Source organism: Enterococcus raffinosus (assembly GCF_019175485.1).
In the GTDB taxonomy this organism is placed as follows: Bacteria; Bacillota; Bacilli; order Lactobacillales; family Enterococcaceae; genus Enterococcus_A; species Enterococcus_A raffinosus.
In genome coordinates this window covers 2,838,845-2,862,697 of the sequence record NZ_CP072888.1, presented here as the reverse complement: position 1 = coordinate 2,862,697, position 23,853 = coordinate 2,838,845, and the positions used below count along the sequence as shown (strand labels likewise).

The following is a 23,853-nucleotide window of genomic DNA, read 5'->3' as shown; positions in this document are numbered from 1 at the left end:
GAGTACAAAATGAAAAAGAAAAGAACGGATAAACTTATTTCGAAGGACTATTTAACGATTGGTTTGTATACGGTTGTTGAATTTGTAGTAATGATGATCTTATCGGTAGCGACGATGCCATTCTTAGCGTGGTTCTATCCTTATGCGACCGCCTTTGTCTTATTCTTTACCTGCCCAGTTTATTTATTAATGGCTTTTAAAGTTGGCAAAAGGGGCACCTTGTTTCTTTTTGGCGTAATCAATGGATTGGTTTACGCCATCATGGGCACTTTTTATCTTTTGCCGATTACGATAATTGGCGGGCTGCTTGGTGAACTCGTATTGATTAAAACGAAGGGCTATCGAAAATTAGGACCACAAACCATTGCTTTCACGATTTACAATCTGATCTACGGATTCTCAAATTACCTTATCTTGGCCATTTCAGCGGATTTCTATTTCTCAATGATAGAAGATACTGGCTATACAGCGAGTTATATGGAATATATGACCTCACCGTTTTGGATCACAGTATCCGTGGTCGCGCTCATTGCGGCGAGCTGTTTAGGTTGTGTTTTTGGGTATAAATTATTGAACAAGCATTTTATTAAGGCTGGTGTGATTAAGTCCGCTTAAAGGAGAATCGAATGAAAAAAAAGATCGATCCCAGAATCCAATTTTTATTATTGATTGTCCAAAGTATTCTAGTATTCTTTGCGCAAATGGATCAATTGATTTTATTGAATGTGTTTGCTTTATGCTATTTAGTATACGCAGGTCTATTTCGAACGGCTATTAAAATAGGTGTAGTCATGGCAGTCACGCTTGGTTTTTACGATTATCTATTAATAACCGATCAGCAGTGGATAAAATTTCTAGGCCTGCTATGCTTTCTAATTTTAAGATTTGGACCGATCATTACGATGGCGCGAGTGCTGCAAGAGGTGCCGACCGGTCGATTGATGGCTGCATTGCAGCTATTGAAGCTGCCGAAAAATCTGATACTCACAGTAGTCGTAACGCTGCGCTTCTTTCCAATCATTAAATTAGAGAATGACACCATCCAAATGTCTGCGCGTTTGCGTGGACTGTCCTATTCGCAACCAAAGAACTGGTTGCGGCCATTACGTGCATTTGAATATACCTTTGTGCCACTCATGATGCGTACGATGAAAATCACAGATGAATTAACTGCTTCGGCAATGACAAAAGGCATTGATTGTCCAGGAAAACGAACCTCAATTTACCAGACAGGTTTCACGGTTCGTGATTTGGTTCTTGTTCTATTCTTTTTCAGCTATGTGGTTTTCATTTTTTCATTTAAGTTTTTGGAGGTTTAAATGGTAAAAAAAGCGATAGAATTAAAAGATATTCGTTTTACTTATGATACAGGGCAACCGTTGCTAAAGAATCTCTCCTTAGAAATAAAAAAAGGTGAATGTGTATTAATAACCGGTGCGTCAGGTTGTGGGAAAACGACGTTAACACGTCTGATCAATGGGTTGATCCCACATTATTATGAAGGAGAGTTGACTGGCGAACTTTATTTGAACGAAAAAAATGCAGGGACGTTAGCAGATTGGGAATACGGAAAATACGTGGGAAGTGTCTTCCAAGATGCTCGTTCACAATTCTTTACTGCGAATGTACTAGATGAGTTGGCGTTTGCTTCGGAGAATTATCAGCTGGAAGCAAATCAAATTACACGGCGAATAGAGGAGGTTTTGCAGGTCAATCAGATGGAGGGATTGAAAAAACGAAAATTGGCGCAGCTTTCTAGCGGGGAGAAACAAAAAGTAGCGATGGCGGCTGTTGAAGTGCATTCACCTGAAATCTTTGTGCTGGATGAGCCATCGGCTAATCTGGATAATCAAGGGAATACACAGTTAGCGAGAACATTAAAACAGTTGAAGCAAGCAGGGAAGACTATCGTCGTTGCGGATCATCGAATCCATTATTTAATGGAGGTGGTCGACCGAATTGTCTATATGTCTAAAGGAGAGATAGCGGCACAATGGTCAATCGATGAGTTTCGTTGTTTATCACAAACGACATTACAGTCCTTTGATATTCGCGAAAAGCAGGAGGTTTGTGTATCAAATCTGCTAAGGGAAGAGAAACCTAAGAATGAGGCAGCTTTTATAGCGGTAAATGATTTATCCGTTGGCTACCATCGATTGGCCCCCAGTCTTATTGAAAAATTGAATTTACACTTGACCAAAGGTGAAATCGTATTGATTACAGGTGAAAATGGGCTGGGGAAAACGACGTTAGCGCGGACATTATGCGGGTTAAATAAAGAGCAGAACGGGACAATCTGCATGAATGGTCAACCGTTATCTGTTAAGGAACGGCGGGAGAAATGTTGGTTTGTTCTGCAGGATGCTGATTATCAGCTATTTTCTGATAGTGTGTTGAATGAATTACTATTGGGGACGAAAAAGCTGGAGACAGATGTGGTGAAGGCGGAAAGACTGTTGCAGGAATTGGGCTTATTACAATATAAAGACCAACATCCTGCGACGTTGTCTGGTGGTCAAAAGCAACGTTTGGTTTTCGCAGTTGGATTGATGCGAGAACCGGAGCTGCTGATTTTAGATGAACCTACCTCAGGATTAGATGCAGGGAATATGCGACGGGTACAGCAATTGATCACTGATTCAGCCAGTAAAGGGATTACCTTTGTAATTATTACCCACGACTTTGAATTCGCTAAAGGATTTGAGCAGAGTACGTTTCAATTAGGAACCGCTGGCGTTAAGGACGTTCATTCGTCAAACTTGGCATTTTTTAAATAGTTGACTTCAAGCTAGTAATCAAGAGTTTCTCTTTTATCAGCTTGAAGTTTTTTATTTATGGGACTATACGCAACCACTAAAAATTTATAAGGAATGATTATAGGTACGACCAAATTTATTAGTGGATGGTATTATAGAAGAATCAGTTATTACGAGGAGGTCCTGAGTGAAAAAAATTCTAACCTATATAATCGCTTTGTTCGCCATTATCCTGCTAGGCTTTTTCATCCAAACAAAGAGCAGCGTGTTCTATTCAGAACCCGTGCTGCGTGTCGAGGAAGTAACGGTGAACACCGCTTCAAATACACAGAAAATAAAAGGAAAACTGTTGAACGAGAAGGGGACAGTAACGTTAGAAACAACGTACTATGAAAATGAGAGTGTCTCGCCTTTGTATCGCAAAGGCAATCAATTGATTTTGCAAAAATCTGATAATTATTGGCGCGTTTTAGCATTGAAAAGAGATGGCTATGTCTTCATTTTACTTGGTTTGTTTATTTTGATTGTACTATTCATCAGCGGGAAAAAAGGCCTTCGTTCTTTGATCGGCTTAGCCTTAAACAGTGCTCTGCTGCTCTTTTTTCTTTGGTTCAATCAACAAAATAACGGCTTATCCTTGATGCTTCTCATGAGTATTTACACAGTGATCGCAGTTTTTGTGGCAATGGGCACATCCTATGGCTTTAAAAAACTCGACGGACGGAAGCTCTTTGGGACATTAGTGAGTGTTTTTCTCGCGTTTTTAATTTGCGTAATCGCGATGAATTTATTGAAGGATGAAGGCTTACGCTATGAAGAGATGCAATTTATCACCCGTCCCTACCGCTCGGTATTCTTAGCTGGCTTACTGATTGGAGCGATTGGTGCCAGCATGGATAATGTCGTAACGATCATTTCTGCTTTAGATGAGATTCGGGCGCAAAATGATCAGCTTTCAATGAAGAAATTACTCCAGTCTGGTAGGAAGATCGCTCAGGATACCGCCTCATCGATGATCAATGTCTTGATGTTCGCTTATCTTAGCGGAGCGATTCCTTCCGTGGTCTTCTATATGGCAAATGGCTGGAATTTCTCTGAGGTTTTAGGAATGCATTTGTCATTAGAAATCCTACGAACGCTGTGTGGCGGATTTGCCATCGTTTTGTCTGTTCCGGCTGCGTTACTGGCGTTTAGCGTGGCGGAGAAAATGAAGGGGAGGGCGTTGCGATGAGTGTCTTGATCTGCCTTACTTTGATTCTGCTGGCGTTGATGGTGGTGCTCTTTAAAAAGAATTCGATTTACATGATTACAGGGACCTTTGCCAATTTTTGTTTGTTCATTTTACTGCTTTATTTATTGAGTAAAGGATTTCCGGTATATCCGATCACTTTTTTGATCTTTTTGGGTGTAACAGTCGTGACATTGTTTTATATCAATGACGTCAATCAAAAAACAAAAGCTGCATTTCTCTGTGTGCTGTTCTTCTTGATCGCCTTCACCCTAATCACCCTGCCGCTGATCCAGCTGGTTAAGGTACATGGGTTTGCATTAGAGGAGCTAGATGAATTACAAATGATGGATCTCTCGGTGGCTGTTCCTTTTTCAGAATTGAATCTTTCGATCATTCTAATGAGTTTTTCGGGGGCGGTGATCGACAGCAGCATTGCGGTCAGCAGTTCAACCTATGAAATTTATCGACGCACTGGAAATCGGACCTTTAAGGAATTATTGCATTCCAGCATGACTGTCGTGCATGAGATCTTCAGCTCGACGATCAACACGTTGCTATTTGCGTTTATGGGCTCGAGCTTGGCCTTGATTATTTGGATTCAGGATTTGAATTACTCTTTTCTTGAGATCATTAATTCTAAAGCTTTTGTTGGGGAGCTGTTAATTAGTTTGCTGACGGGGATGGCTGCGGTGGTTATTCTGCCCATCGCTTCGTTTTTCTCCAGCTATATTTTTTTCAACCACTATTTAAAAACAAAAGAACGATAAGCGATTAAGGCTGATCTGCCTTAATCGCTTATTCCATTCTCCTCAATAACCGTTCGAAAATAAGTTTACCCATGGAAGAGTTATAACTAGCTGATTAACCACTAAAAATCAAAAGTCTCAGGATCAGGGCCGCTGCGCAATGATTCGTTCAGTTTATTCAAACGAGACATATCGGTATCGTCTAATTCAAAATCAAAAACAGCCACATTGCTTTGCATTCGTTGTTCATGAACGGATTTTACTACGAGTAAAATATCTTGTTGAATATCCCATCGCAGAATGACCTGTGGGGGTGTTTTTTGATGCTTTTCAGCGATTTCCACAATGGCAGGCTCTGTTAATAATTTTCCTTGCATTAAAGGCGACCACGCCTGAACTTTGATGTTGTGCTTTTCACAAAAATCTCGCAAAGCTTGCTGAGATAATTTTGGATGGAGCTCCACTTGGTTAATGACAGGAACGACCTTCGCATAGGACAACAGGTCCTCTAAATGATGAATCTCGAAGTTGCTGACACCGATGGCTCTGATTTTCCCTGCTTCGTACAGCTCTTCCATTGCTTGCCAAGATTCTTTGAATGCATTATTGCCCGGCCAATGGATCAGGTATAGATCTAAATAATCCAATGATAAACGGTCAAGGGTCTCCTCAAAGGCCTTCATTGTTTCCTCATAGGTTAGGTGATTATTCCACACCTTTGAGGTAACGAACAACTCTTCTCGGCTTAGTCCTGTTGCGGCTAAGCCTTCTTTGATCCCAAGCCCAGTCCCCGTTTCATTTCCATAAATTTGAGCGGTATCAATCAAGCGATAGCCGTTGATGATCCCATTTTTCACGACCTCAGCAGTGTCTTCATCAGGAATTTGAAAGACGCCTAGTCCCAATCCTGGAATTTCTGTTCCGTTGTTTAATCGTACGTTTTCCTTCAATGAATGTATCATATGAGTCCCTCCTATAAGTTTCAGAACACCAGTATATGAGGAGGATAGGGAAATGTATAGTACGTACTTTAAAGTGCCATAGATACAAAAAGGTAAGCTTTGTGTGAGATGGGTAAGTGCGAAGAAAAATTTCGATCGTTCATCCGTTTTAAATAACGTTTGTAATTTAAAGCGGATAGGAAAATTTATTAACATACGGTCTATTTTTGTAAACCTAAAAATAGTTTTGAAATGTTAATTTGTTAAAGAGTTCTAATAAATATAAAGATAACTTATCTAAATTTGCAACAAGTAAATATTATTGTCGCCAATGTAAAAAATCCAATCTTATTTTTTAGTTTATTGTTTAAAGCGAGCAATAAATTTGGTTTTTAAGCATGTTTCAAATATGATGGCGTGGTATTTATAAAAAATAGTGTTGAATATATAAAGTGATGGAACTGTTTTAAACAAAAATTCGTTAATGTTCTAGTCCTTTTTTCTGATAAAGCTCAAGAAAGATAGGCAATGAGGCGTTGACTAAGATTTCTGTGATTTCCTCAGGACTTTCTTCAAAATTTTTGCGAATCCAAGTACCAACAATTAAGTAACTGCCTTTTGATAAATAATCTAAATATTGATTCAACGTATACGGGTCAAAATTGACTGAGAAGATTAATGGAAGATTTCCTTTGAAGTATTTATTGAAGAGCGTCCTTATATGCTGCAACAAGTCGATCTCGCTATTTTTTGAAGTGAGAATTTTTATTTCTTCACGATTTTCCCAAAAAAAGTCGATCACATTTTCAATTCGTATAACCAGATTTGAATGGATTCGCTCGACACTGGGAACTCCCGCCTTATCGTAAAAATTCACATTTGATTGAAAAACGACGGTTAATTCTGCTAAAAATTCTTCAACAATACTATCTAACAAATCTTCCTTATTTTGAAATTTTTTATAAAAGGTAACGCGGCTGACACCCGCTTTCGCTGCAATGTCATTGACTCGGATGCTTTTAAATGTATTGGAACACAACAGCTCTAGAAAAGCTTTTTCAATCAGAGAACGTTTTTCATCGAACATAGCTACACCTCCTAATGCGATTGTAACTTGATTTGAAAGCTGAGCCAAATAGGGAAAGGAGAAAACAATGCTTTGAACAAAAATCTTGTAAAAAAGAGTATTTTTGATGCTTTTTTAGAGCTATTGACCGTGGCGAAGTATGAAGAGATTACCGTCAATGAGATTGTTGAAAATGCATATGTTAGCAGAGTTACCTTCTATAACTATTTCAAAAATAAAGATGCGCTGCTGAATGAACTATTGGATCAGTTTTTGGAGACCTTTAATGCGCTGTTAAAAGGGGATCAGGGACTACTGGAACGAATGAACATTAGCAAGAAAAAGGATACATATCAAGCATTATACCCCTATACATATAAAATCCTCGACTATTTTTATTGTAATAAGAAGCTAGTATTGGCCTTTTACAGCATGGATCATGAAAAGCTTAATTTCAGCAAGATCTTGCAAAAAAATTATCACGATCATTTTGTTCAGGCGCTGCCTCAACGTTTCTATCAATCGGTAGAAAAGGCTAGAATTGAATACTATTCGTTGTTTATGACAAACGGTGTAATTTCTATCGTCGAAAAGTGGTTTGCGATGAACTTTGAGGAGGATATTGGTGATGTTATTGATAGGATATTGGTTTTACTGATCACGAATCTGAGTGCGCTGTATTCAGAATAGAACAAAAAAGAAGGCGGGATGTACCATGGCAAAAATATTGATAATCACTAAAAATCCTCTAGCGGAGCAAGCGCTGCAGCTTGCGCTTCAAAAAATCAATGATGAGGTTTTCTGCAGCTCAAGCCTATTAGAACAGGTTGATTTTTATCCAGAGGTGGTGGGCTACTTTTCTATCGCGATTGTGAGTGACACGATTTCTAGTTTGGAGCTTTCTAAACACTTAGACACCTTGAAGCAAAAAGACTTATTACTGATACGAAAGGGGAATAGCGAGCAGCTAAAGGGCACTGACTTGGAATGGATGCTTCCACACATTGATGGCTGGGTAACAGATCAGATGCCGATGGAAGAATTCATTGAGGAAATTGCTGAAATGAAGGAACAAATCGGTGAGATGAAAAACGACACAAGCAGGTCCTACAAAAAATTCATTTCCAGACTGACAAAAAATGAGAGAAAGGTTCTGTATTATCTATCTCAGGCAAAGGGAGGGCAATTGTCCAGAGAAAAACTTTGCCAAGAAATCTGGGGCACAGGGATGAATACGTCCAATGTCTGTCAGCTTTCTTTTTTGGTCAGCTGTATTCGTGAAAAAATGGTCCATGTCGGTTTTGATGAAAAGGAACTAAAAACCATGTGGGGAAGAGGCTATCAGTTGGGAGATATGCTGGTATCGCTGCTAGATAAAAATGATTTTTCGATAATATCCTGAAGCAGCTTTGAATTAGGTTTCCAGGGTTCTTTCAGCTTCGTCAAATGCTTCCACTTTTGTCTTATCCTATGTTAATGACAAGGCTTTCATTCCTCGGTACAATAAATAAAAACTTGGAAGGAGCCGACGATGACAGAAATTAGACAAGCAGTGGAACAGTTAGCGAATCGTTATACTAAGATAACTATCAAAGAAGACGTTCTTTCTCAATTGGCTGCTCTTGGGGAACTTGTCGAATTCGCGGCAAATGATTTAATCGTTGCGGCGGGGGACGACGAAAACAAATTGTATTTATTGATTGATGGATTAATCCGCAAGTATTATTTGGATTATCAGGGAAATGATCTGACCCACCAGTTTTTAGAGAGCGGTCAGGTCTTTAGTACCCAGCATGTTGTTTTTAGTGGTCAGGTCATATGTAATTTTGAGGCGTTGTAGTCCTGTAAAATGGTTTGTTTTGATTACGAGCGAGTTCAGGCTCTGATGAAAAAAGAACCTTTGCTGACTCAAGTTTATATCGGTATTCTAGAGGAAACGTTAAGAATCAAACTGATTCGAGAAGCCGCTTTGCTGGCGGAAAGTGCGACAGAGCGTTATATAAAATTAAATGCGGAGATCCCGGATATTGATCAACGAGTAAATCATGGGCATATTGCTTCTTATATCGGTGTTACCCCTGTTTCATTGAGCCGCATTCGTCGGACGCTGAGAGAGGAAAACTGATGAGGTGGGCTAGCAAAATGATTCTTGGGATATTTGGTGGAATCGTACTATTTATTGGAATTGCTTTAGCCGTCAAACGCCAAAAAGATATCGTGATCGAAGGGATTCCGAAGTTGAACATTACAAGTCCAGCATTTGCAAACGATGGTGAGATTCCCGTAAATTATACCGGTAATGGGAAGGATTTGTCGCCGGAGCTGTGTTTAACAGGAGTGGATAAGAACGCCGAGACGCTAGCAGTCATCATGGATGATATGGATCATCCGCTTGTGGGCGTCTATAATCATTGGCTGATCTGGAATCTTCCCGTTCAAGAAAAAATTCCATCAGGCATCCCAGCAGGGAAGAAAGTCGCAGAGTTAGCAAACGCGGTCCAGGGAATAGGCTATGGAAAACATCGGTATCGTGGACCCAAGCCTCCCTTTGGCACCCATCGCTATAAATACAATGTCTTCGTTTTGGATACTTCCTTAGAGTTGCCCGCTTCAGCCAATAAAAAGGAACTTCTGGAAGCGATGGAGGGTCACCTGCTGCAATACGGATACTTGATCGGCCAATACGGCGTAAACTAACCGCATACAAGGTGCCAAATTTGCAACGGCTTGCTGATTACAGGTATGATGAAAGAAGTAGTAAACAAACGAGTGAAGGAGAGGACCTCTTGATTAAAACACTTCGGTTAAAAGTACCTCAATGGCAAGGCGGCAATAATCCAACCTACTCCCTGGGCGCTGATCTGCTTTCGTTTATCATTCCTAAAAATTTGGAGCAAGAAGAAATTTTAGTGCCTGTTCCTGAGTATGAGATCCCTTTGGTGAAGGAAAATGGTGTGACCGCGCAAAGCATTGTCGCGGGTATCGTGGACAAAACAAGCACGCTGATCCAAGAAGAAGCTCCTGACAAAATCATCACGATGGGGGGCGATTGTTTAGTCTCGCAAGCGCCTTTTGATTATTTGCATGGACAATATGGCGAGGAGTTAGGAATTATTTGGATTGATGCCCATCCGGATATTTCCACACCGGATATCTTTTATAATGAGCATGCAATGGTTTTAGGCAATCTGCTAAAGGACGGAGATCCGGCGCTTGCCTCAAAGGTCCAGCATCCGTTTTCTCCACAAGATGTGCTATATGTTGGGCTTCAAGAACCAACAGCTGATGAGAAAAACATTCTGGAACGATTGGGAATAGACTACAGGGTTCAAGATCAAGTGAGGCTCACACCAGAAGAGATTAAGAGCTGGTTAAATGCGCATCAGTTTACTAAGGTTGCTGTTCACTTTGACTTAGATGTGTTAGATCCGAAGGAGTTTCGTTCCTTGTACTTTGCAGAACCTGGCGTCACGGAGTTTGGAGCGGTAGCTGGCAAGATGTCGTTGCAGGAAGTAAAGGAAACGATGCAGGCAATCGCGGAACAGAGTGAAGTCGTTGGCTTGACGATCGCTGAGCTATTGCCATGGGACGTACAAAATTTGAAAAATCTGTTGAATGAATTTGATATTTTTCGATAAGAGAAAGGGATATGACAGAACTTGCTTCTGGAAGACTATTTCTTCGTAAAAAAGGGAGTGACAAGATTTTTGTCACTCCCACTTTTATTTTTGATTCATTTGCAAGGTTACTAAGGTCGTTAATGTGTCGCCGTAGTAGTCATCTTCAGATAAACCATTCTGAATCACCCAAGACTGTGAATCTACTAGGTTTCCGTAAGCTTCCTTTTTCTTTGCGGCATATAGAATAGGCGCAGAGAAGTTCTCAGACTTGTTTGATGACAAAGGTTTTCCAGCAAGCGTATAGCCTTCAGTGATCGTAGATTCTTCTAAAAAGAAGTTCATCATCTTACTTAGCACTTGATTGGCAGCTTTATCATTAGAATTCGCCAATCGCCATGGTAGCCGACAGGAATTTGCTCCGTAATTTCCGTCATTCGCACCAGCAACTTGATCCTTCTTCGCTGGGGTGACAGTCCCATCTTTTACCCAAGCAAAATCAGGAATCAAGCCGGTTTTGTGCTGGTTGCTAAGGGATTCTAACACCTTCATAGAATTAGTTTTCAGTGTTTTCCAAAAAGAATCACCGGTGAACGCTGCGAAAGTATCGAAATAGCTGGGAATGATATCCGATGGACGAACGAGGGCATAAAAATCAGAATCCTTTTTTGCCCAATCCCCAACTGTTAACAGTTTAGTGTCCGAATTATAGTTTCTTGTCTTTATTGCGGACAAGAGTTTTTTGGCGGCCCCTTTGTAGTCTGTATGGCTATCGGGCCATTGTTTACTTGCTTCAATTAAGGCATAGGCAATATCTAGATCCCCATCTGTTGCATTGGTCGTTTCCTTTTTGACCTCGGTATCTTCATCAAATTTTTGCCGCCAGCTCATTAATGGCTTGTCTTTGCTGAGTCGGAAATTTTTATAGTAGCGGTAAAAATCATAAAACTCGTTTTCTGATGCCCAGCCGCGTTTGGCCGCCTGCATCGTGATCAACATACCGTAGCCATGACCTTCAGATAGCGAGATACTTTCTTTTCCTTTTAGGCTCGTTTCAACGTAATTTCCCTCGTCGCTCTCTTTGACATAGGTGGATCGCCATTGTTGATAGGTTGTTTTTTCTACTTTAGTCTGATTATCTTTTATATTAATGATCACTGCGGCTACATACCCTAAGAAGAGCAAAGCTAGCAGTGACCACATGATTGCAGGACGTCTGCGCATGATGTTGCCTCCTAATCGTCAAAACGTTGTGTTTTATACCATTTACTGCTGTCTCTTCGAAACAATTTATCGCCAATATAAGAAAAGAGGGCGATGAACGAAATACCTATAAACAATAAAGAATAGGTAAAGTAGGACGCAATGGCATAAAAGAAATTCGCGGTGGTTGCCTGACCGAATTGGCTGGATAACGCCAATTGAACTTGAAGCAAATAAATAGAGAACATCAAAGCCCAATTGACCAGTAGCAGAGCGCCGATCTGTCGATTGCTTCCGCCAAAAGAAAAGAGGACTTCAATAGATGGAAACCAAAGATGGAGAAACATTGCGATCAGATTCGCGACAAACATGATATTTGATAAGAGGATCGCACTGGTAAACCAGAAAAACGTATTGAAGTAATAAATACTCTGTAATCGAATACGCCAATTGGAAGCACCAAAGATATCCTTCATATTATTGACAATAACCTCATAATTACCTTTCGCCCACCGCTTTCTTTGGCGATAGTACACAGACAAGGTCTCAGGCTCCTGTTGAAAGGCTTCCGCTCGTGAAGCTAGTGCAATTAGTTTTCCATCCTTCATGATTTTGAAGCTCAAGGCGGTATCTTCAGTCAAAGCACCGTTGTCCCAACCGCCCAATTCGCGAATCAGTTCAGTTTGAATAATAAAATTTGTGCCGGGAATCTGACCAATCTTGAACAGCTGCCACATTCCAGTATGAATAATTCGTTGACTGGTTACGATCTCCAAATTGATACAGCGGGTCAAAAAATTACGCTTGTAATTTCGTGTTTTGTTTCTTCCAAAGACCGCCGCATAACGTTCGGGGTTTTCCAAAGCTCTTTCCACTAAAAAATATAGGGCATTTTGTTCGGGCATGGCGTCAGCATCATATACGCACAAGTACTCTCCATGGGCGATTTTGAGTGAATCATTTAATACCCCGGCTTTACCACCGGTTCCTCTGCGATCGATCACCTTTGTTAAATAGTAGCCCTCATACTCTGGCTGCTGAAAAATGGCGTGAACGCGTTCATAGGTTTCATCGTCGCAATTATCGGCAAAAACGAGAATTTCCATCTTTTCTCGTGGGTAGTTCATGCTTAGAATCGCCTTGACTGTATCCTGAATCACGATCTCCTCATTATGGGCCGGAACAACAATGGTGATGAGGGGATAGGAGGATAATGGCTCCAAGCGATTTTTCGGCGGTTTTATATTGGTCAGTAAGAAATAAACCGCACCAAATACAATAACAAGTGTAATAATCAGTGAAAACCAAATAGAGACGATCCCAAAGATTAATAGAAAGGTACTCATCAATAATCGCGCCTCCTAAAGTAACACCAGATTCGATCTTTAATAATCAATAGACAGAGGAATAATACGATGGCAGCGATAAAAAATATTCCTGTGACAACCTTGCTTGCTTCAAAGAAATAACTGAGCAGTTGATCCATGAGTATCCCTCCTTATAAAATATATTCATTTGTCAGATCGGCTTCCGATCGACGACGTACGCGGCTGATTACTTGTTCTGCCGTCATTTCAGTCGATCCCTCAATCATTATCTCGCCAAAACGAATGACCGTATCTTGAGAATGCTCAAGATTCTTAAAGGGAAAGAGAGAAAATTGTGTTTTTGTGACGCGATTCAGCTGTTGAACAAACTTGTGACTCGCGCCATTTAGGTAAATTGGCGATAAGACGGCAAAAGTACCGTTTCCTAGATAATACTGGTCTTCCTCTGGCAAGCGGATATCACTCAATTCTTGCGCCAAAGCCTTTAATAATTGATCAGTAGCTTCATCATTCTGATATTTCAGCTGTTCAATATAATCTACTGTATAGAAGGAGACAATAAGTCCACGACCGTTATGACTATACAAATTCATGGCACATTTAAATTTCTCATAGCGTCGTTCAAATTCCTCTCGGTTGAATAACCCGGTCGTTTCATCCAGGGTGGTTAAGTATTCCCGCATACGAGGTTGAAAAGTATTTGCTCGTCGATTAAACAAAACACTATTTTTAGCGATAAGTCCTAAACTAGCGAAGATGGGAATCACCACAATCAAGTAAATCTTTTCTAGCCTCGGCATAATAATCGGGGTGTAATAAAGCAAAAACGTTCCAGTAGACATAACCAGCATTGAAAAAACTGCTACCGTGATGGTATTGCCTAAAAAACCAACAAGCAGACCTAAAAAGGCCAGCAGGGAGATGGTGACTACAGGAACAAAGCTTAATCGATCATCTAAGATCAGGTTTTGAATCAGGAAGACGGCAGCTAAAAGAATCGTCATCCATTCTACTCGAATTCGGCGTAAATATTTCATAGGTTGCTCTCCTTATTGACTGAAATCTCTTGGACGATCAGCTAATTGAAAGTAATGAGCGATCGCTTCAGTAATTCGCTCGCTGGCTTTACCGTCACCGTAGGGGTTACTGGCTTTAGCCATCTTTTCATAAGCAGTCGGATCGTCAAAGAGTTCCTTGATGGTCGTGTAGACAGTCTGGCTATCCGTTCCAACGAGCCGCAGCGTTCCAGCAGCCACGCCTTCAGGTCGTTCTGTTTGGTCGCGTAGTACCAGTACGGGAACACCTAAGGATGGGGCTTCCTCCTGTACACCGCCAGAGTCTGTCAGGATCAAATAGCTTTGCTTCGCGTAATTATGAAAATCAATCACGTCTAAAGGCTCGATCAATGAAACATTTGGTAAATGACCTAATGTTTCGTTCGCGGATTTTCGAACCGCTGGATTTTTGTGCATCGGAAAAATAAACTGTGTGTGGGTATACTCATCAGCGACTCTGCGAATGGCTTCAAAAACAGCCTTCATAGGTTCACCGAGATTTTCGCGGCGATGCATGGTGACTAAGACGATCCGCTCTTGATTCTTTGAGACTTCAGTAGGAATTTGGTAGTGTTCATCAAGGGTACTGCTCATGGCATCGATCGCAGTATTGCCAGTAATATAAATATGTTCCTCAGAATGATTTTCCATTAGCAGATTCTCTTTGCTTTTTTTGGTTGGCGCAAAGTACAGGTCCGTCAGGTCATCGGTTAATTGCCGATTCATCTCTTCTGGAAAAGGTGAATACTTGTCCCAGGTTCGTAAGCCCGCTTCCACATGTCCAATCGGAATTTGCTGATAAAAAGCACTTAAGGCTGCAGAAAAGGTCGTCGTGGTATCGCCATGAACCAGTAAAATATCTGGACGATCCTTGATTAGAATAGGGGTAAGCTTTTCTAATACCCGGCTCGTAATATCGCTTAAGGTTTGGCCTTGATGCATAATGTTTAAATCATAATCAGGAATGAGTGAAAATGAATGCAGCACTTGATCAAGCATTTCCCGATGCTGGCCAGTCACGATTATTTTGGCGTCAAAGCGGTCGTCTGCGGCTAATGTCTTTGCCAAAGGGGCCATTTTGATGGCTTCTGGTCGGGTGCCGAAAACGAGAAAAACTTTTTTCTTCATAATAAACCTCCTTGATATAGTTATAAATAATTTGATTATAATAAATATAAAATTAAATTTAATGAAATCTTACTCAGTATAGCATTCGGCCTTGTTATTTAAAATGAATACACTATGGCTGAGCGTATTAATTTTAAAATTTGTTTAGAAGTGAGCGTACTCCATTGTCTAAATGGAATAGCAGCATAAGAAAAGGCAAGAAGAATGGCTCTTCTTGCCTGTAAGTTTATTTAGCGAAAGGCGCGTTTGTCCTTCATTAGTAAAAAGACGGCAAATGCTAAAAAGATGAGGCTAAACAAGATGGTGTGGACATTAAAATAAGTGACCAATAGGCCGTTTAACAAAGCTCCCAGCATGAAGCTGAGCAAAATGATCAAGGTATCGCGAAAAGCCATTCTTTTTGCAGAATCCTGCTGGATGTAGCCTTCAAAGAAGTTGGTCGAAAGGTTTCGCAGGTTTCCTGTCATCATTAGAGACGTAAATGGTTTTCCTTTTAACCGTTGAAATTCCTGCAGCTGAGCCGCCGCTGTAATGGAAAGCAAGGCATTCGCAAGTAAGTTTGGCAAATGAGCGGAAAATAGTCCGACAATTAGCAGTAAAATGATTTCAAAGGCTAAAAACCACAGTTGCTGATTCTTGCTGATTTTGGTTTGCAGATAGCGTGCCGCCAGCGCGCCAAGCGCAAAGGCCAGGATAGGGATCAAATAATGAGGCAGCGCCCCCCAGTGACCTTGTCCTAAGTGAACGCCCAGCAAAATAAAATTCCCCGTTTGAAGTCCAGCGAACACTTCCCCATGAACTAGGTATGTATAAGCATCCAGTCCACCTGCGGTTGCCGCTAAGGCCATTCCGAATTCCAGCCGTTCATGAACTTTTTCTTCCATTTAAATTGCACCTCTTTTTTCTTCAACAGAATTCTACGACAAATAAGTAAAAACGCCAAAGGAAGTGTCTTCTGCTTGAAGCGCCCCCTGCGCTATTGCGGAATATTACATAAAAAACGCCTAACGTTTCGCTATAGTACTAGCGGTTAGGCGTTTGCTTTTTCTATTTGAATTGTCCTTTTTCCAGATGCAGCTGTTTCTCCGCGATCTTTAAGGTGCTGCTGCGGTGAGAAACGAGAACCATCGTCTTGTCCTGCAATTTTTCTTTGAAGGCGGCGAGAATGGCTTGTTCATTGACGTAATCAAGGTTGCTGGTTGGCTCGTCCAGCAAGACCAGCGGCGCGTCATAAACGAGCAGGCGAGCTAAGCCAATTCGCTGCCGTTCCCCATCGGAGATTCCGCGGGATAGCTTGCTAAGCTGTGTCTCGTAGCCTTCTGGGAGTGAAAGAATCCAGTCATGGATCGAGGCTGCTTTTGCCGCTTCTTCAATGTTTTCTTGAGAAACACTGCCACGTTTCAGAGAAATATTGTTGGCGATCGTGTCCTCAAATAAAAAGGTCGATTGCTCCATGACGCCTTCTAAATGATGAAGGGTATCCTCCTTGAGAGAGGAGAGGGGCAGGTCGTTGATCGTTATAGTTCCTTTGTCAGGGTCCCAATAGCGCATCAAAAGCTTTAGTAGTGTACTTTTTCCGCTGCCGCTTTCACCACTGATCCCGATGCTATGTCCTTGCTGCAGCGCAAAGGAAATGTCCTCCAGTACCTTCTTCTCAGTATTTGGATAGTGGAAGGCAAGGCTAGTTGCTGCCAATGTGTCGACGGATTCGACTGCTGGGCTGTTTCCTTCGAAGGTTACATAAGGTTCTTCGTGGACGAGCTGATACAAGCGCCGACCACTCGAGAAGGTTGTTAACAAGGCGTTGCCGAGATTGCCCAATGCCAAAACCGGACCAAAGGAGCTTAGACTCAGTACCACTGAAAGGACGATCGTTTCTATTGCGAGTCCCTGGCTATTGCCGTAGAAAAAGACACACAGCGTGGTTCCGATAACGATAAGTTCGCTGAACAGCTGCAACGAATTTCCTTGGAAGATGCGCCGGCGATTTTCCTGATTCAGTTTATTGCTGTCCATCGTCAGTTTGCCTAATCGTTTTTTCTCCAAATGAAACTGCGCGATGTCTTTGAGACTATTGGCGTTTTCCATGATGGTTTGACTGACTTGGACAAAGGCCTTTTTGTAGTCATCACCGATTTGAAGGTTTTTCCGATAGCTGATAAAAGGGATGATCCCACCGATTAGCAGCTGTCCAGCCAATAGGATGCCGGCCAAAGCAAAATCAAAGCTTGCGAGAAAAACAAAGGTTATCAGCGTTGTCCCTAAGGCAATGAAAACAGGGGAGATCGTATGGGCGAAAAAAACTTCCAGTGCTTCGACATCTGTTGAGATGGAGGTGATCAATTCTCCGCTGTTTTTTCCTGTTAGACGAGCAGAGCCGACCTTTCTCAAAGCGAGGAAGATTTCCTCCCGAATATGAGCCAATAACGAAAAGGCAATGTCATGGTTCTGATACTGTTCCAAATAACGAGTGATCCCTCGAACCACTCCGCAGCCAATCAAAAGAGTTAAAATCAGCGACAGGTTCACCGTATCACCAGCGATTAAACGAAGCAGGGTGAGGGTACTGATGACAGGAATCGCGACGACAGCCAAATTGCTGAGAATTCCTAATAAGATCGCTAGGATCATTTTCCCTTTGAAGGGCTTCGTGAAAGAAAGCAGCCAGCGAATCAAAACACTATCCTTCATTTTCTGTCACTCCCTTCATTTGACGAGTTTCTTCAATAAAATAGGCCTTAAAGTAGTCGGAAGTTTGTTCCAGCTCTTGGGGTGTTCCAGCTTCGACGACCGTCCCCTCTTTGAAGACATAAACACGGTCTGCCTCTAAGACGTTGTACAAACGATGGGAAACAAAGATCACGATTGCCTGCTGTGCCAGTTTTTTGAGGGTGTGAAGAATAATTTCTTCACTCTCGATATCCACCCCAGAGGTAATCTCATCAAAAATATACAGCTCAGCCGAAGTCGCTAAGGCTCGGGCTAGAATCAGCCGTTGTCGTTGACCGCCAGATAGATTCTTTCCGTTTTCTTCTAAGACTGTGTCTAATTGTTCAGGCAGCTGTCTGACAAAATCCGCCAGCTTTACTTGCTCTAGCAATTGCCATAGTTCAGTATCAGTTAGCGAGGACTTAGCCAGCAACAGGTTTTCCCGAATGCTGTCAGCGTAAAGGAAATCCTTCGTATTGACCAGCATCGCCTTTTCTAAAACTGTCGAGCGATTCAGGTCCTTCAGCTCGGTCTGGTTCCAGTGAATCCTCCCTTGATAGTCATCTAATTGATTCAGCAGCAGCTGAGCGAAGGTACTTTTTCCGGAGCCGGATTTTCCTACAAAGGCCGTAAAGGTTCCTTTTTTCAAAGTTATGGAGACAGCATTAATCGCCTGACTTTGCTGCTTTTCATAAGTGAAAGTCAGCTGCTTCACAGTGACTGTATCTAAGGATTCTGTCCACTCTTTAATGGTTCCATCGTTTTTTTCCGGCAAGGCGAGATAATCGAAAATTTTCCCACAGGAGCTGATCCCATTCATGGCCACATGGAAAAGAGAACCTAACTGCCGCATCGGCAAGAAAAATTCCGCGCCGACTAAGATAAAGAGCAACACGCCATAAACGGTCAAGTACTGTTGTTGAAAGGCGATCAGAGCCAGCCCAATTCCTAAAGCCGCACCACTGTAGGAAAAAATATCCATGATGGTAATCGAGTTTAATTGCATCGACAATAGGCTCATAGTTGCCTTGCGGAATTTTTGCGCGTCTGCCGCTAATTCCCGCTGCTTAGCATCGTCTTGGTCATAAGCCTTCAAGACACTGAGAGCACTCAAGCTTTCGTGGAAGCGAGTGCCAAGATTTGTATAGTCATCCCAGTATTTGCTCAAGATCCGCTTGGCGATCTTCATCACCGCCATGATGGTAAGAGGAATGAAGGGGACACAAATCAGCATAGCGACAGCCGGCTGCCAAGCGAGTGAAACTAAATAAGCAAACAGCATCAAAGAGGCCAATAGGCAATAAAAGAGCTGCGGCAAAAAATGCGCATAGTACATCTCCAGTTGCTCAATACCGTCACCAGCAAGCTGAGCTAAAGTCGTCGCTGGCAATTGGCGGGAAGTATTCCCTAAGCGAAAAGCCTTTTCCATCACTTGCTTACGCAACGCGACCCGCAATTCTGCGGAAGCCTGATCTGTCAGATTCGCGGATAAGCGGATAAGAATCAGTTTCCCAGCTAGAGCCAGCAGAATCAAACCAAAGGGTCGGCTTAGTTCAAGGGATAGTCCCTGCATCACTTGACTTAATAATAGGGCCAATGTCCGCCAAATATATAAAGATAGTCCCAGACCAATACAGCGAATCACCACCTGCAGGATCAGGGTCTTCTTTTTAGCAATCGCAAATAAGCGGCGATCAATCATTTGGTTCGCCCGCCTTTACCGCTGCTTTTTTCCCACGCAGGTACCAGGTCAGGCCAATCACGTGGGCAATGTAGACGATGACTAGGCAAATCCGCATCGGTGTGTTATCCACTAAAAGACCGGGAATCAGAAAGACGATAAGGATCATCAAGAACATCTTCACCATCCCAGCGTTGGTGATCTTCTTTTTAACGATGGGTTCCTCCACCGCTCGCTTATAAAAAGAAGAATGGATAAATTTGTTGTAATATTTATCTGAACTACGCAGCCAAAAGAAGGCTGTCAGTAAATAAAAGACCGTAGTCGGTAAGAAGGGAAGAAAAATACCCAAGGTTCCTAGTGCAAAGGTAATCGCACCAAGAGAAAAATAAATGATTTTTTTCACATGTATGACCTCCAATGAATGAATTAAAAGAAAGAGCTTACCAGCCTATCTTATGCTAAATGAAAATGATTATCAATCTCTTCTCAGCGTTCTTTTATCCAAAAATAAAAATAATTGTCGATCTTTTGGGAAACAAGAGATCAGCGTTTAACAAAACGCTAGAATGACAAGCACGACAGTAGACGGAATCGTTTTTCATTTCTCCAGCCAAAAAGCGTCGAATCAACGAACTATTTCCATCTTTAGTAAAGTGGCGTAAGATATTTTATGTAGAAGAAAGTCGTAACGTCGTCAAAGTCACTTGTCTGTTGTAGATCAATCGAAAAGGGGTTAGATTGTGAAGAAGTTTTTAAGGTGGAGCGTCGTTGTTCTGTTTTTTCTGCTTAGCGGCTGTGGCGGGAAAGAGGCAGACAAAAACGCAAAGGGTGCATCTTCAGAGAGAACTGCCGAGTCAACTAAGGCAAAGGAAGAGGCACAGGTACAGCTGAATTTTTCAGCAGTGGGCGATAATTTGATTCATGATTTCATTTATGACCATTTGAGGCAGCTGGATGGCACGTATCGATTTGATGAAATGTATGAACCCACGCAATATTTGAATAAGGATCGAGATATAGCCTACATCAATCTGGAGACGATCTGTGGGGGAGAAGAACTGGGATTATCTGGTTATCCCACCTTCAATGGTCCAACACAGGTGTTGGATTCGCTGCATAAGGCTGGCTACAACTGGCTATCTGCTGCCAGCAACCACACCATGGATAAAGGAGAAGAAGGAATCGTTAAACAGCTGGAGTATCTGGAGAGATACCCAGACATTACGGTGACAGGATCGCAAAAATCTCCTGAAGCGAAGCGCCTGCAGGTGAAGGAAATCAAAGGTGTCAAGGTCGGCTTGATGTCCTATACCTTCGGCTTAAACGGTATTCCGCTGCCGGAAGGCAAGGAATATCTGGTCAATCTGATTGATGAAGAGCAGATAAAGAGGGACATGCAGGAATTGAACACGCAAAGTGATGTCCAAATCGTCAGTATGCATTGGGGTGAAGAATATCAATTTGTTCCGAATGAAACACAGACGCAACTCGCTCAGCTCTTAAGCGATGCCGGGGTCGATGTAATCGTTGGCGGTCATCCTCATGTGATTCAGCCGATGGATTATTTGACGGGTGAAGCAGGCAATCAAACCTTAGTCATGTATTCTTTAGGGAACTTTATTTCCTCCCAAGCGGAAAATGACCGAATGCTTGGCGGCATGGGACGCTGGACCATCGATTACGATAAAAAGAAGAAAGACATCAAATTTGAACAGGTCGAATTTTGGCCGACGATCACCTATATCGGCGATAATTACCAAACCTATAAGACCTATGCGCTGAAAGATTACACGGATGAGCTGGCGGCTCAGCATATGATCCATGTCAATCAGGGACAAGATTTGTCGCGGAATTATTTTATCGAACGAACAAAGCAGATCATGAACGATAAAGTAAAAATCGTTTATTAAAAAGACCGCAAGTCAAATCAAGCGACAGAGTTCTCTGCTTTCTATAATAAATGTAGGGTAGTCGAAACGGGGTGAACAGGATGTATGAATGGCAGCGGCAGATTCAGCAGATCGTGGATGAGATCGATCAGTGCATCAAAAGCTATAATGACGAGGCATTGACACTGCGAAGACTTTCCCGCAAACTGGGGTATTCGGAGTTTTATACGACACGAAAATTCAAAGAAATTTCCGGCATGGCTTTTCGCGAGTATTTGCGCCAGCGAAAATTGGCCTTTGCTTTAAAGGAAGTTCGGGACAACCAGAAAAGTCTTTTGGATATCGCCTTTGATTATGGATTCTCTTCACATGAAGCCTTTACTCGCGCATTCAAACAGATGTACGGCGTGGCGCCTAGCGAGTATCGCAGATGTCCGAAGCCTGTTGTACTGCGAACAAGGATCAGCCCTTTTGACCGCTACTTTTTAGGATTGGGAGAGATTGGCATGGTGAAATCAACCAATGAGATCAAAACGTATTTTGTGACGATTCCGGACCACAAGTTTTTACACATCAAAAATACTCAAAGCAACGGCTACTGGGACTTCTGGCAGAAGCAAAGTCAGATTCCCGGGAAAGACTGCGACACGATCAGCGGTCTATTAGACAGCATCAAAGGGAAATTAGACGATAACGGCGGCAGTAAAACAGACAGCAGCAGTGGACAAGTGATGGCGTACATCAGTGATCCAGAGGGGCGTTTGTGTGATTGGGGCTTCTTGCGATCAGAATGCTACGGGGCACGTCTGCCGGCAGAGTATCAAGGAGAGGTACCTGAGCAGATGCTTTTGATGGATGTACCAGAAGCGGAATACCTGGTCTTTGAACACGGCCCGTTTGATTACGAACAGGAAAATCGCAGTGTGGAGGAAAAAGTGGAAGAAGCGATGGCGCACTTTGACTTCTCTGAGACAGACTATAGCTACGATACTACGCCGGGCAGGGTGATCTACTTTTACCATGATCCAGAACGCTTTTGGAAATATGTGCGACCAGTCAAAAAAATATAAGGAAAAACAGCGGCATTGATCAAACATCGATGCCGCTGTTTTTAGTTGTAAGAAATGAAAATAAATGTATCTATCGATCAAAAAACGCATCAACAATTTTTAGTGAAGTTCTGGCCATAGACCTTTATTGGCTTCATACAATTCGTCTAAAACTTTTTTCCCAACAGTATAATTAGGGATGGTTTTATTTAATAGGACTGCTTCTAATGCTGTTTGATATGAGCCAGACAAGGCAGCGTCTACCGTCAGTTTTTCATAAGCTTTTTGCATCTCCATCAACCCTTTTTGCATAGTAGGTATCTCACCGATGTTGATGGTTTCTGCCCCCATTGATCCTACGTACGCAGGTGTTTCTACAACTGCTTCTGGATCAAAGTTAGAGATGGCCCCATGATTCTTTTTGTTTACAGTAAAACGTTCTCTTGTATTATGGATGATTGCATAAGCAATATCCACGATATAATTTCCATGTACGCCTGCATGCAGAGAAGAATCTTTTGCCGAACCTGCTGCGATTACTCGGCGGCACTCATCATAGATACGTTTTTCTCTTCCTTGCATAACGAAATCTCCACGAGTGAAGGATGGGTCATCATGAGCCACCATTTCATCAGGTGTCAAATAATACTGCAGGTAGCAATTAGGGAAATATTCTGGGAAACGTTTGAATAGACTGACCATTTGTTTGTACGTATCAATCCAATATTGATCTCCCTCAGTTTCGTCATTCGACATTAACAAGGTATCTATTTTTCCACTAAGGACATCTTCTCGAAGCTGAGGCAATAGATCCTTTCCTGTTTCATCAATGACATTGGTCCACCAGCCGAAATGATTTAAACCGAAATACTTGAAAGTAAGATCCTGCAGATCTTTATTGAAATATTTTGCGATTGCACCTTCAATTGAGATAGGCATATCACAAATACACAAAACGTTTGCGTCAGGGAATTCCCGATAGATCGCTTCTGATAAGATCGCTTCCGGGTTGGTATAATTGAGTATCCAAGCATTTGGACAGATTTGCTTCACCTTACGAATAATTTCCAGTATTGCTGGAATGACTCTCATGGCAAAAGAAAATCCTCCAAGACCGCAAGTTTCTTGACCGACCACACCATTGTTTAAACAAATTTTTTCATCGATTGCTCGCTGTTTGTTCAAACCCGGACGAATCTGCATGAATAAGAAATCTGCTCCCTGTAATGCTTCATCAAGATCTGTGGTATAGGAAACAGTTACTTTAGATCCTGTTTCTGCATAATACATTTTCGTATATTGTCCTAATAAGGAAACACGTTCAGCATCGTTATCATACAAAACTAATTCCTTAAGATGAAGTTCTTCGGCACGCTTTCTCAAAACTTCTAAAATTCCAGGTGATTGAGTGGAGCCTCCGCCGATCATTACAAACTTGTTGCTCATTGATT

The 23,853-nt window shown here is 42.0% G+C and carries 25 protein-coding genes; 13 read left to right on the top strand and 12 right to left on the bottom strand.

Annotation, left to right across the window (positions count from 1 at the left end):
* Window positions 1-9: 9 nt before the first annotated feature.
* The 5 genes from J9537_RS13995 to J9537_RS13975 all read left to right on the top strand — a co-directional run bounded on the left by J9537_RS13995 (window position 10) and on the right by J9537_RS13975 (window position 4,754).
* Window positions 10-615: an MptD family putative ECF transporter S component gene (locus tag J9537_RS13995; protein ID WP_010745138.1), complete on the top strand. Its 606-nt coding sequence runs from the start codon at window positions 10-12 to the stop codon at window positions 613-615.
* An 11-nt stretch (window positions 616-626) separates the two neighbouring features.
* Window positions 627-1,319, top strand: a complete 693-nt coding sequence (locus tag J9537_RS13990; protein WP_028020044.1) for an energy-coupling factor transporter transmembrane component T — start codon at window positions 627-629, stop codon at window positions 1,317-1,319.
* Complete coding sequence (locus J9537_RS13985; RefSeq protein ID WP_010745140.1) at window positions 1,320-2,777, top strand: ABC transporter ATP-binding protein; 1,458 nt, start codon at window positions 1,320-1,322, stop codon at window positions 2,775-2,777.
* Between the two features lie 166 nt (window positions 2,778-2,943).
* Window positions 2,944-3,987: a YibE/F family protein gene (locus tag J9537_RS13980; RefSeq protein WP_010745141.1), complete on the top strand. Its 1,044-nt coding sequence runs from the start codon at window positions 2,944-2,946 to the stop codon at window positions 3,985-3,987.
* A complete protein-coding gene (locus J9537_RS13975; protein ID WP_010745142.1) occupies window positions 3,984-4,754 on the top strand; it encodes a YibE/F family protein in 771 nt (256 codons plus the stop codon). Before J9537_RS13980 ends, J9537_RS13975 begins: the two co-directional genes overlap by 4 nt.
* A 101-nt stretch (window positions 4,755-4,855) precedes the next feature.
* Here J9537_RS13975 and J9537_RS13970 read toward each other — a convergent pair whose 3' ends face one another.
* Window positions 4,856-5,695: an aldo/keto reductase gene (locus J9537_RS13970; RefSeq protein ID WP_010745143.1), complete on the bottom strand. Its 840-nt coding sequence runs from the start codon at window positions 5,693-5,695 to the stop codon at window positions 4,856-4,858.
* A gap of 460 nt (window positions 5,696-6,155) precedes the next feature.
* Window positions 6,156-6,761, bottom strand: coding sequence for a TetR/AcrR family transcriptional regulator (locus J9537_RS13965; protein WP_010745144.1), 606 nt, complete (start codon window positions 6,759-6,761; stop codon window positions 6,156-6,158).
* Window positions 6,762-6,833: 72 nt separating this feature from the next.
* Here J9537_RS13965 and J9537_RS13960 point away from each other — a divergent pair, with 72 nt between their 5' ends.
* From J9537_RS13960 to J9537_RS13940, 6 genes are all read left to right on the top strand, one after another.
* Window positions 6,834-7,430 (top strand): TetR/AcrR family transcriptional regulator, encoded by a 597-nt coding sequence (locus J9537_RS13960; RefSeq protein WP_010745145.1) that lies wholly within the window; start codon window positions 6,834-6,836, stop codon window positions 7,428-7,430.
* A 25-nt stretch (window positions 7,431-7,455) separates the two neighbouring features.
* On the top strand, window positions 7,456-8,142 hold the full coding sequence (locus tag J9537_RS13955; protein WP_010745146.1) for a winged helix-turn-helix domain-containing protein: 687 nt from the start codon (window positions 7,456-7,458) through the stop codon (window positions 8,140-8,142).
* Window positions 8,143-8,271: 129 nt separating this feature from the next.
* On the top strand, window positions 8,272-8,580 hold the full coding sequence (locus J9537_RS20640) for a cyclic nucleotide-binding domain-containing protein (RefSeq protein WP_010745147.1): 309 nt from the start codon (window positions 8,272-8,274) through the stop codon (window positions 8,578-8,580).
* Between the two features lie 45 nt (window positions 8,581-8,625).
* Window positions 8,626-8,865 (top strand): cyclic nucleotide-binding domain-containing protein, encoded by a 240-nt coding sequence (locus tag J9537_RS20635; RefSeq protein ID WP_010745148.1) that lies wholly within the window; start codon window positions 8,626-8,628, stop codon window positions 8,863-8,865.
* Window positions 8,866-8,882: 17 nt separating this feature from the next.
* Window positions 8,883-9,437, top strand: coding sequence for a YbhB/YbcL family Raf kinase inhibitor-like protein (locus tag J9537_RS13945; protein ID WP_010745149.1), 555 nt, complete (start codon window positions 8,883-8,885; stop codon window positions 9,435-9,437).
* Window positions 9,438-9,526: 89 nt separating this feature from the next.
* Entirely contained in the window at window positions 9,527-10,378 is an 852-nt protein-coding gene (locus J9537_RS13940) for an arginase family protein (RefSeq protein WP_010745150.1), read from the top strand.
* Window positions 10,379-10,462: 84 nt separating this feature from the next.
* Here the strand turns inward: J9537_RS13940 and J9537_RS13935 are convergent, their stop codons facing one another.
* The 9 genes from J9537_RS13935 to J9537_RS13895 all read right to left on the bottom strand — a co-directional run bounded on the left by J9537_RS13935 (window position 10,463) and on the right by J9537_RS13895 (window position 19,867).
* Complete coding sequence (locus tag J9537_RS13935) at window positions 10,463-11,581, bottom strand: family 8 glycosyl hydrolase (protein ID WP_010745151.1); 1,119 nt, start codon at window positions 11,579-11,581, stop codon at window positions 10,463-10,465.
* An 11-nt stretch (window positions 11,582-11,592) separates the two neighbouring features.
* On the bottom strand, window positions 11,593-12,906 hold the full coding sequence (locus J9537_RS13930; RefSeq protein ID WP_010745152.1) for a glycosyltransferase family 2 protein: 1,314 nt from the start codon (window positions 12,904-12,906) through the stop codon (window positions 11,593-11,595).
* A complete protein-coding gene (locus tag J9537_RS13925; protein WP_010745153.1) occupies window positions 12,906-13,046 on the bottom strand; it encodes a hypothetical protein in 141 nt (46 codons plus the stop codon). Before J9537_RS13925 ends, J9537_RS13930 begins: the two co-directional genes overlap by 1 nt.
* Window positions 13,047-13,058: 12 nt before the next feature.
* A complete protein-coding gene (locus tag J9537_RS13920) occupies window positions 13,059-13,925 on the bottom strand; it encodes a GGDEF domain-containing protein (RefSeq protein WP_010745154.1) in 867 nt (288 codons plus the stop codon).
* 12 nt (window positions 13,926-13,937) lie between these two features.
* Window positions 13,938-15,071: a non-hydrolyzing UDP-N-acetylglucosamine 2-epimerase gene (gene wecB / locus J9537_RS13915; protein ID WP_010745155.1), complete on the bottom strand. Its 1,134-nt coding sequence runs from the start codon at window positions 15,069-15,071 to the stop codon at window positions 13,938-13,940.
* Between the two features lie 230 nt (window positions 15,072-15,301).
* The gene (locus J9537_RS13910; protein ID WP_010745156.1) at window positions 15,302-15,955 is read right to left on the bottom strand and encodes a YoaK family protein; all 654 of its coding nucleotides are present in this window, start codon (window positions 15,953-15,955) and stop codon (window positions 15,302-15,304) included.
* Window positions 15,956-16,118: 163 nt separating this feature from the next.
* The gene (locus J9537_RS13905) at window positions 16,119-17,762 is read right to left on the bottom strand and encodes an amino acid ABC transporter ATP-binding/permease protein (RefSeq protein ID WP_010745157.1); all 1,644 of its coding nucleotides are present in this window, start codon (window positions 17,760-17,762) and stop codon (window positions 16,119-16,121) included.
* Entirely contained in the window at window positions 17,752-19,482 is a 1,731-nt protein-coding gene (locus J9537_RS13900) for an ABC transporter ATP-binding protein/permease (RefSeq protein WP_010745158.1), read from the bottom strand. The genes J9537_RS13905 and J9537_RS13900 overlap by 11 nt, the downstream gene beginning before the upstream one ends.
* Window positions 19,475-19,867, bottom strand: a complete 393-nt coding sequence (locus J9537_RS13895) for a YbaN family protein (protein WP_010745159.1) — start codon at window positions 19,865-19,867, stop codon at window positions 19,475-19,477. Before J9537_RS13895 ends, J9537_RS13900 begins: the two co-directional genes overlap by 8 nt.
* 337 nt (window positions 19,868-20,204) lie before the next feature.
* On the opposite strand from J9537_RS13895, the gene J9537_RS13890 reads away from it, so the two are divergent.
* Window positions 20,205-21,374 carry a CapA family protein gene (locus J9537_RS13890; protein WP_010745160.1) on the top strand — a complete coding sequence of 390 codons (1,170 nt, stop codon included), beginning with the start codon at window positions 20,205-20,207 and terminating at the stop codon, window positions 21,372-21,374.
* An 80-nt stretch (window positions 21,375-21,454) separates the two neighbouring features.
* Entirely contained in the window at window positions 21,455-22,423 is a 969-nt protein-coding gene (locus tag J9537_RS13885; protein ID WP_010745161.1) for a helix-turn-helix transcriptional regulator, read from the top strand.
* 99 nt (window positions 22,424-22,522) lie between these two features.
* Here the strand turns inward: J9537_RS13885 and J9537_RS13880 are convergent, their stop codons facing one another.
* Window positions 22,523-23,848 (bottom strand): family 4 glycosyl hydrolase, encoded by a 1,326-nt coding sequence (locus tag J9537_RS13880; RefSeq protein ID WP_010745162.1) that lies wholly within the window; start codon window positions 23,846-23,848, stop codon window positions 22,523-22,525.
* Window positions 23,849-23,853: the final 5 nt, after the last annotated feature.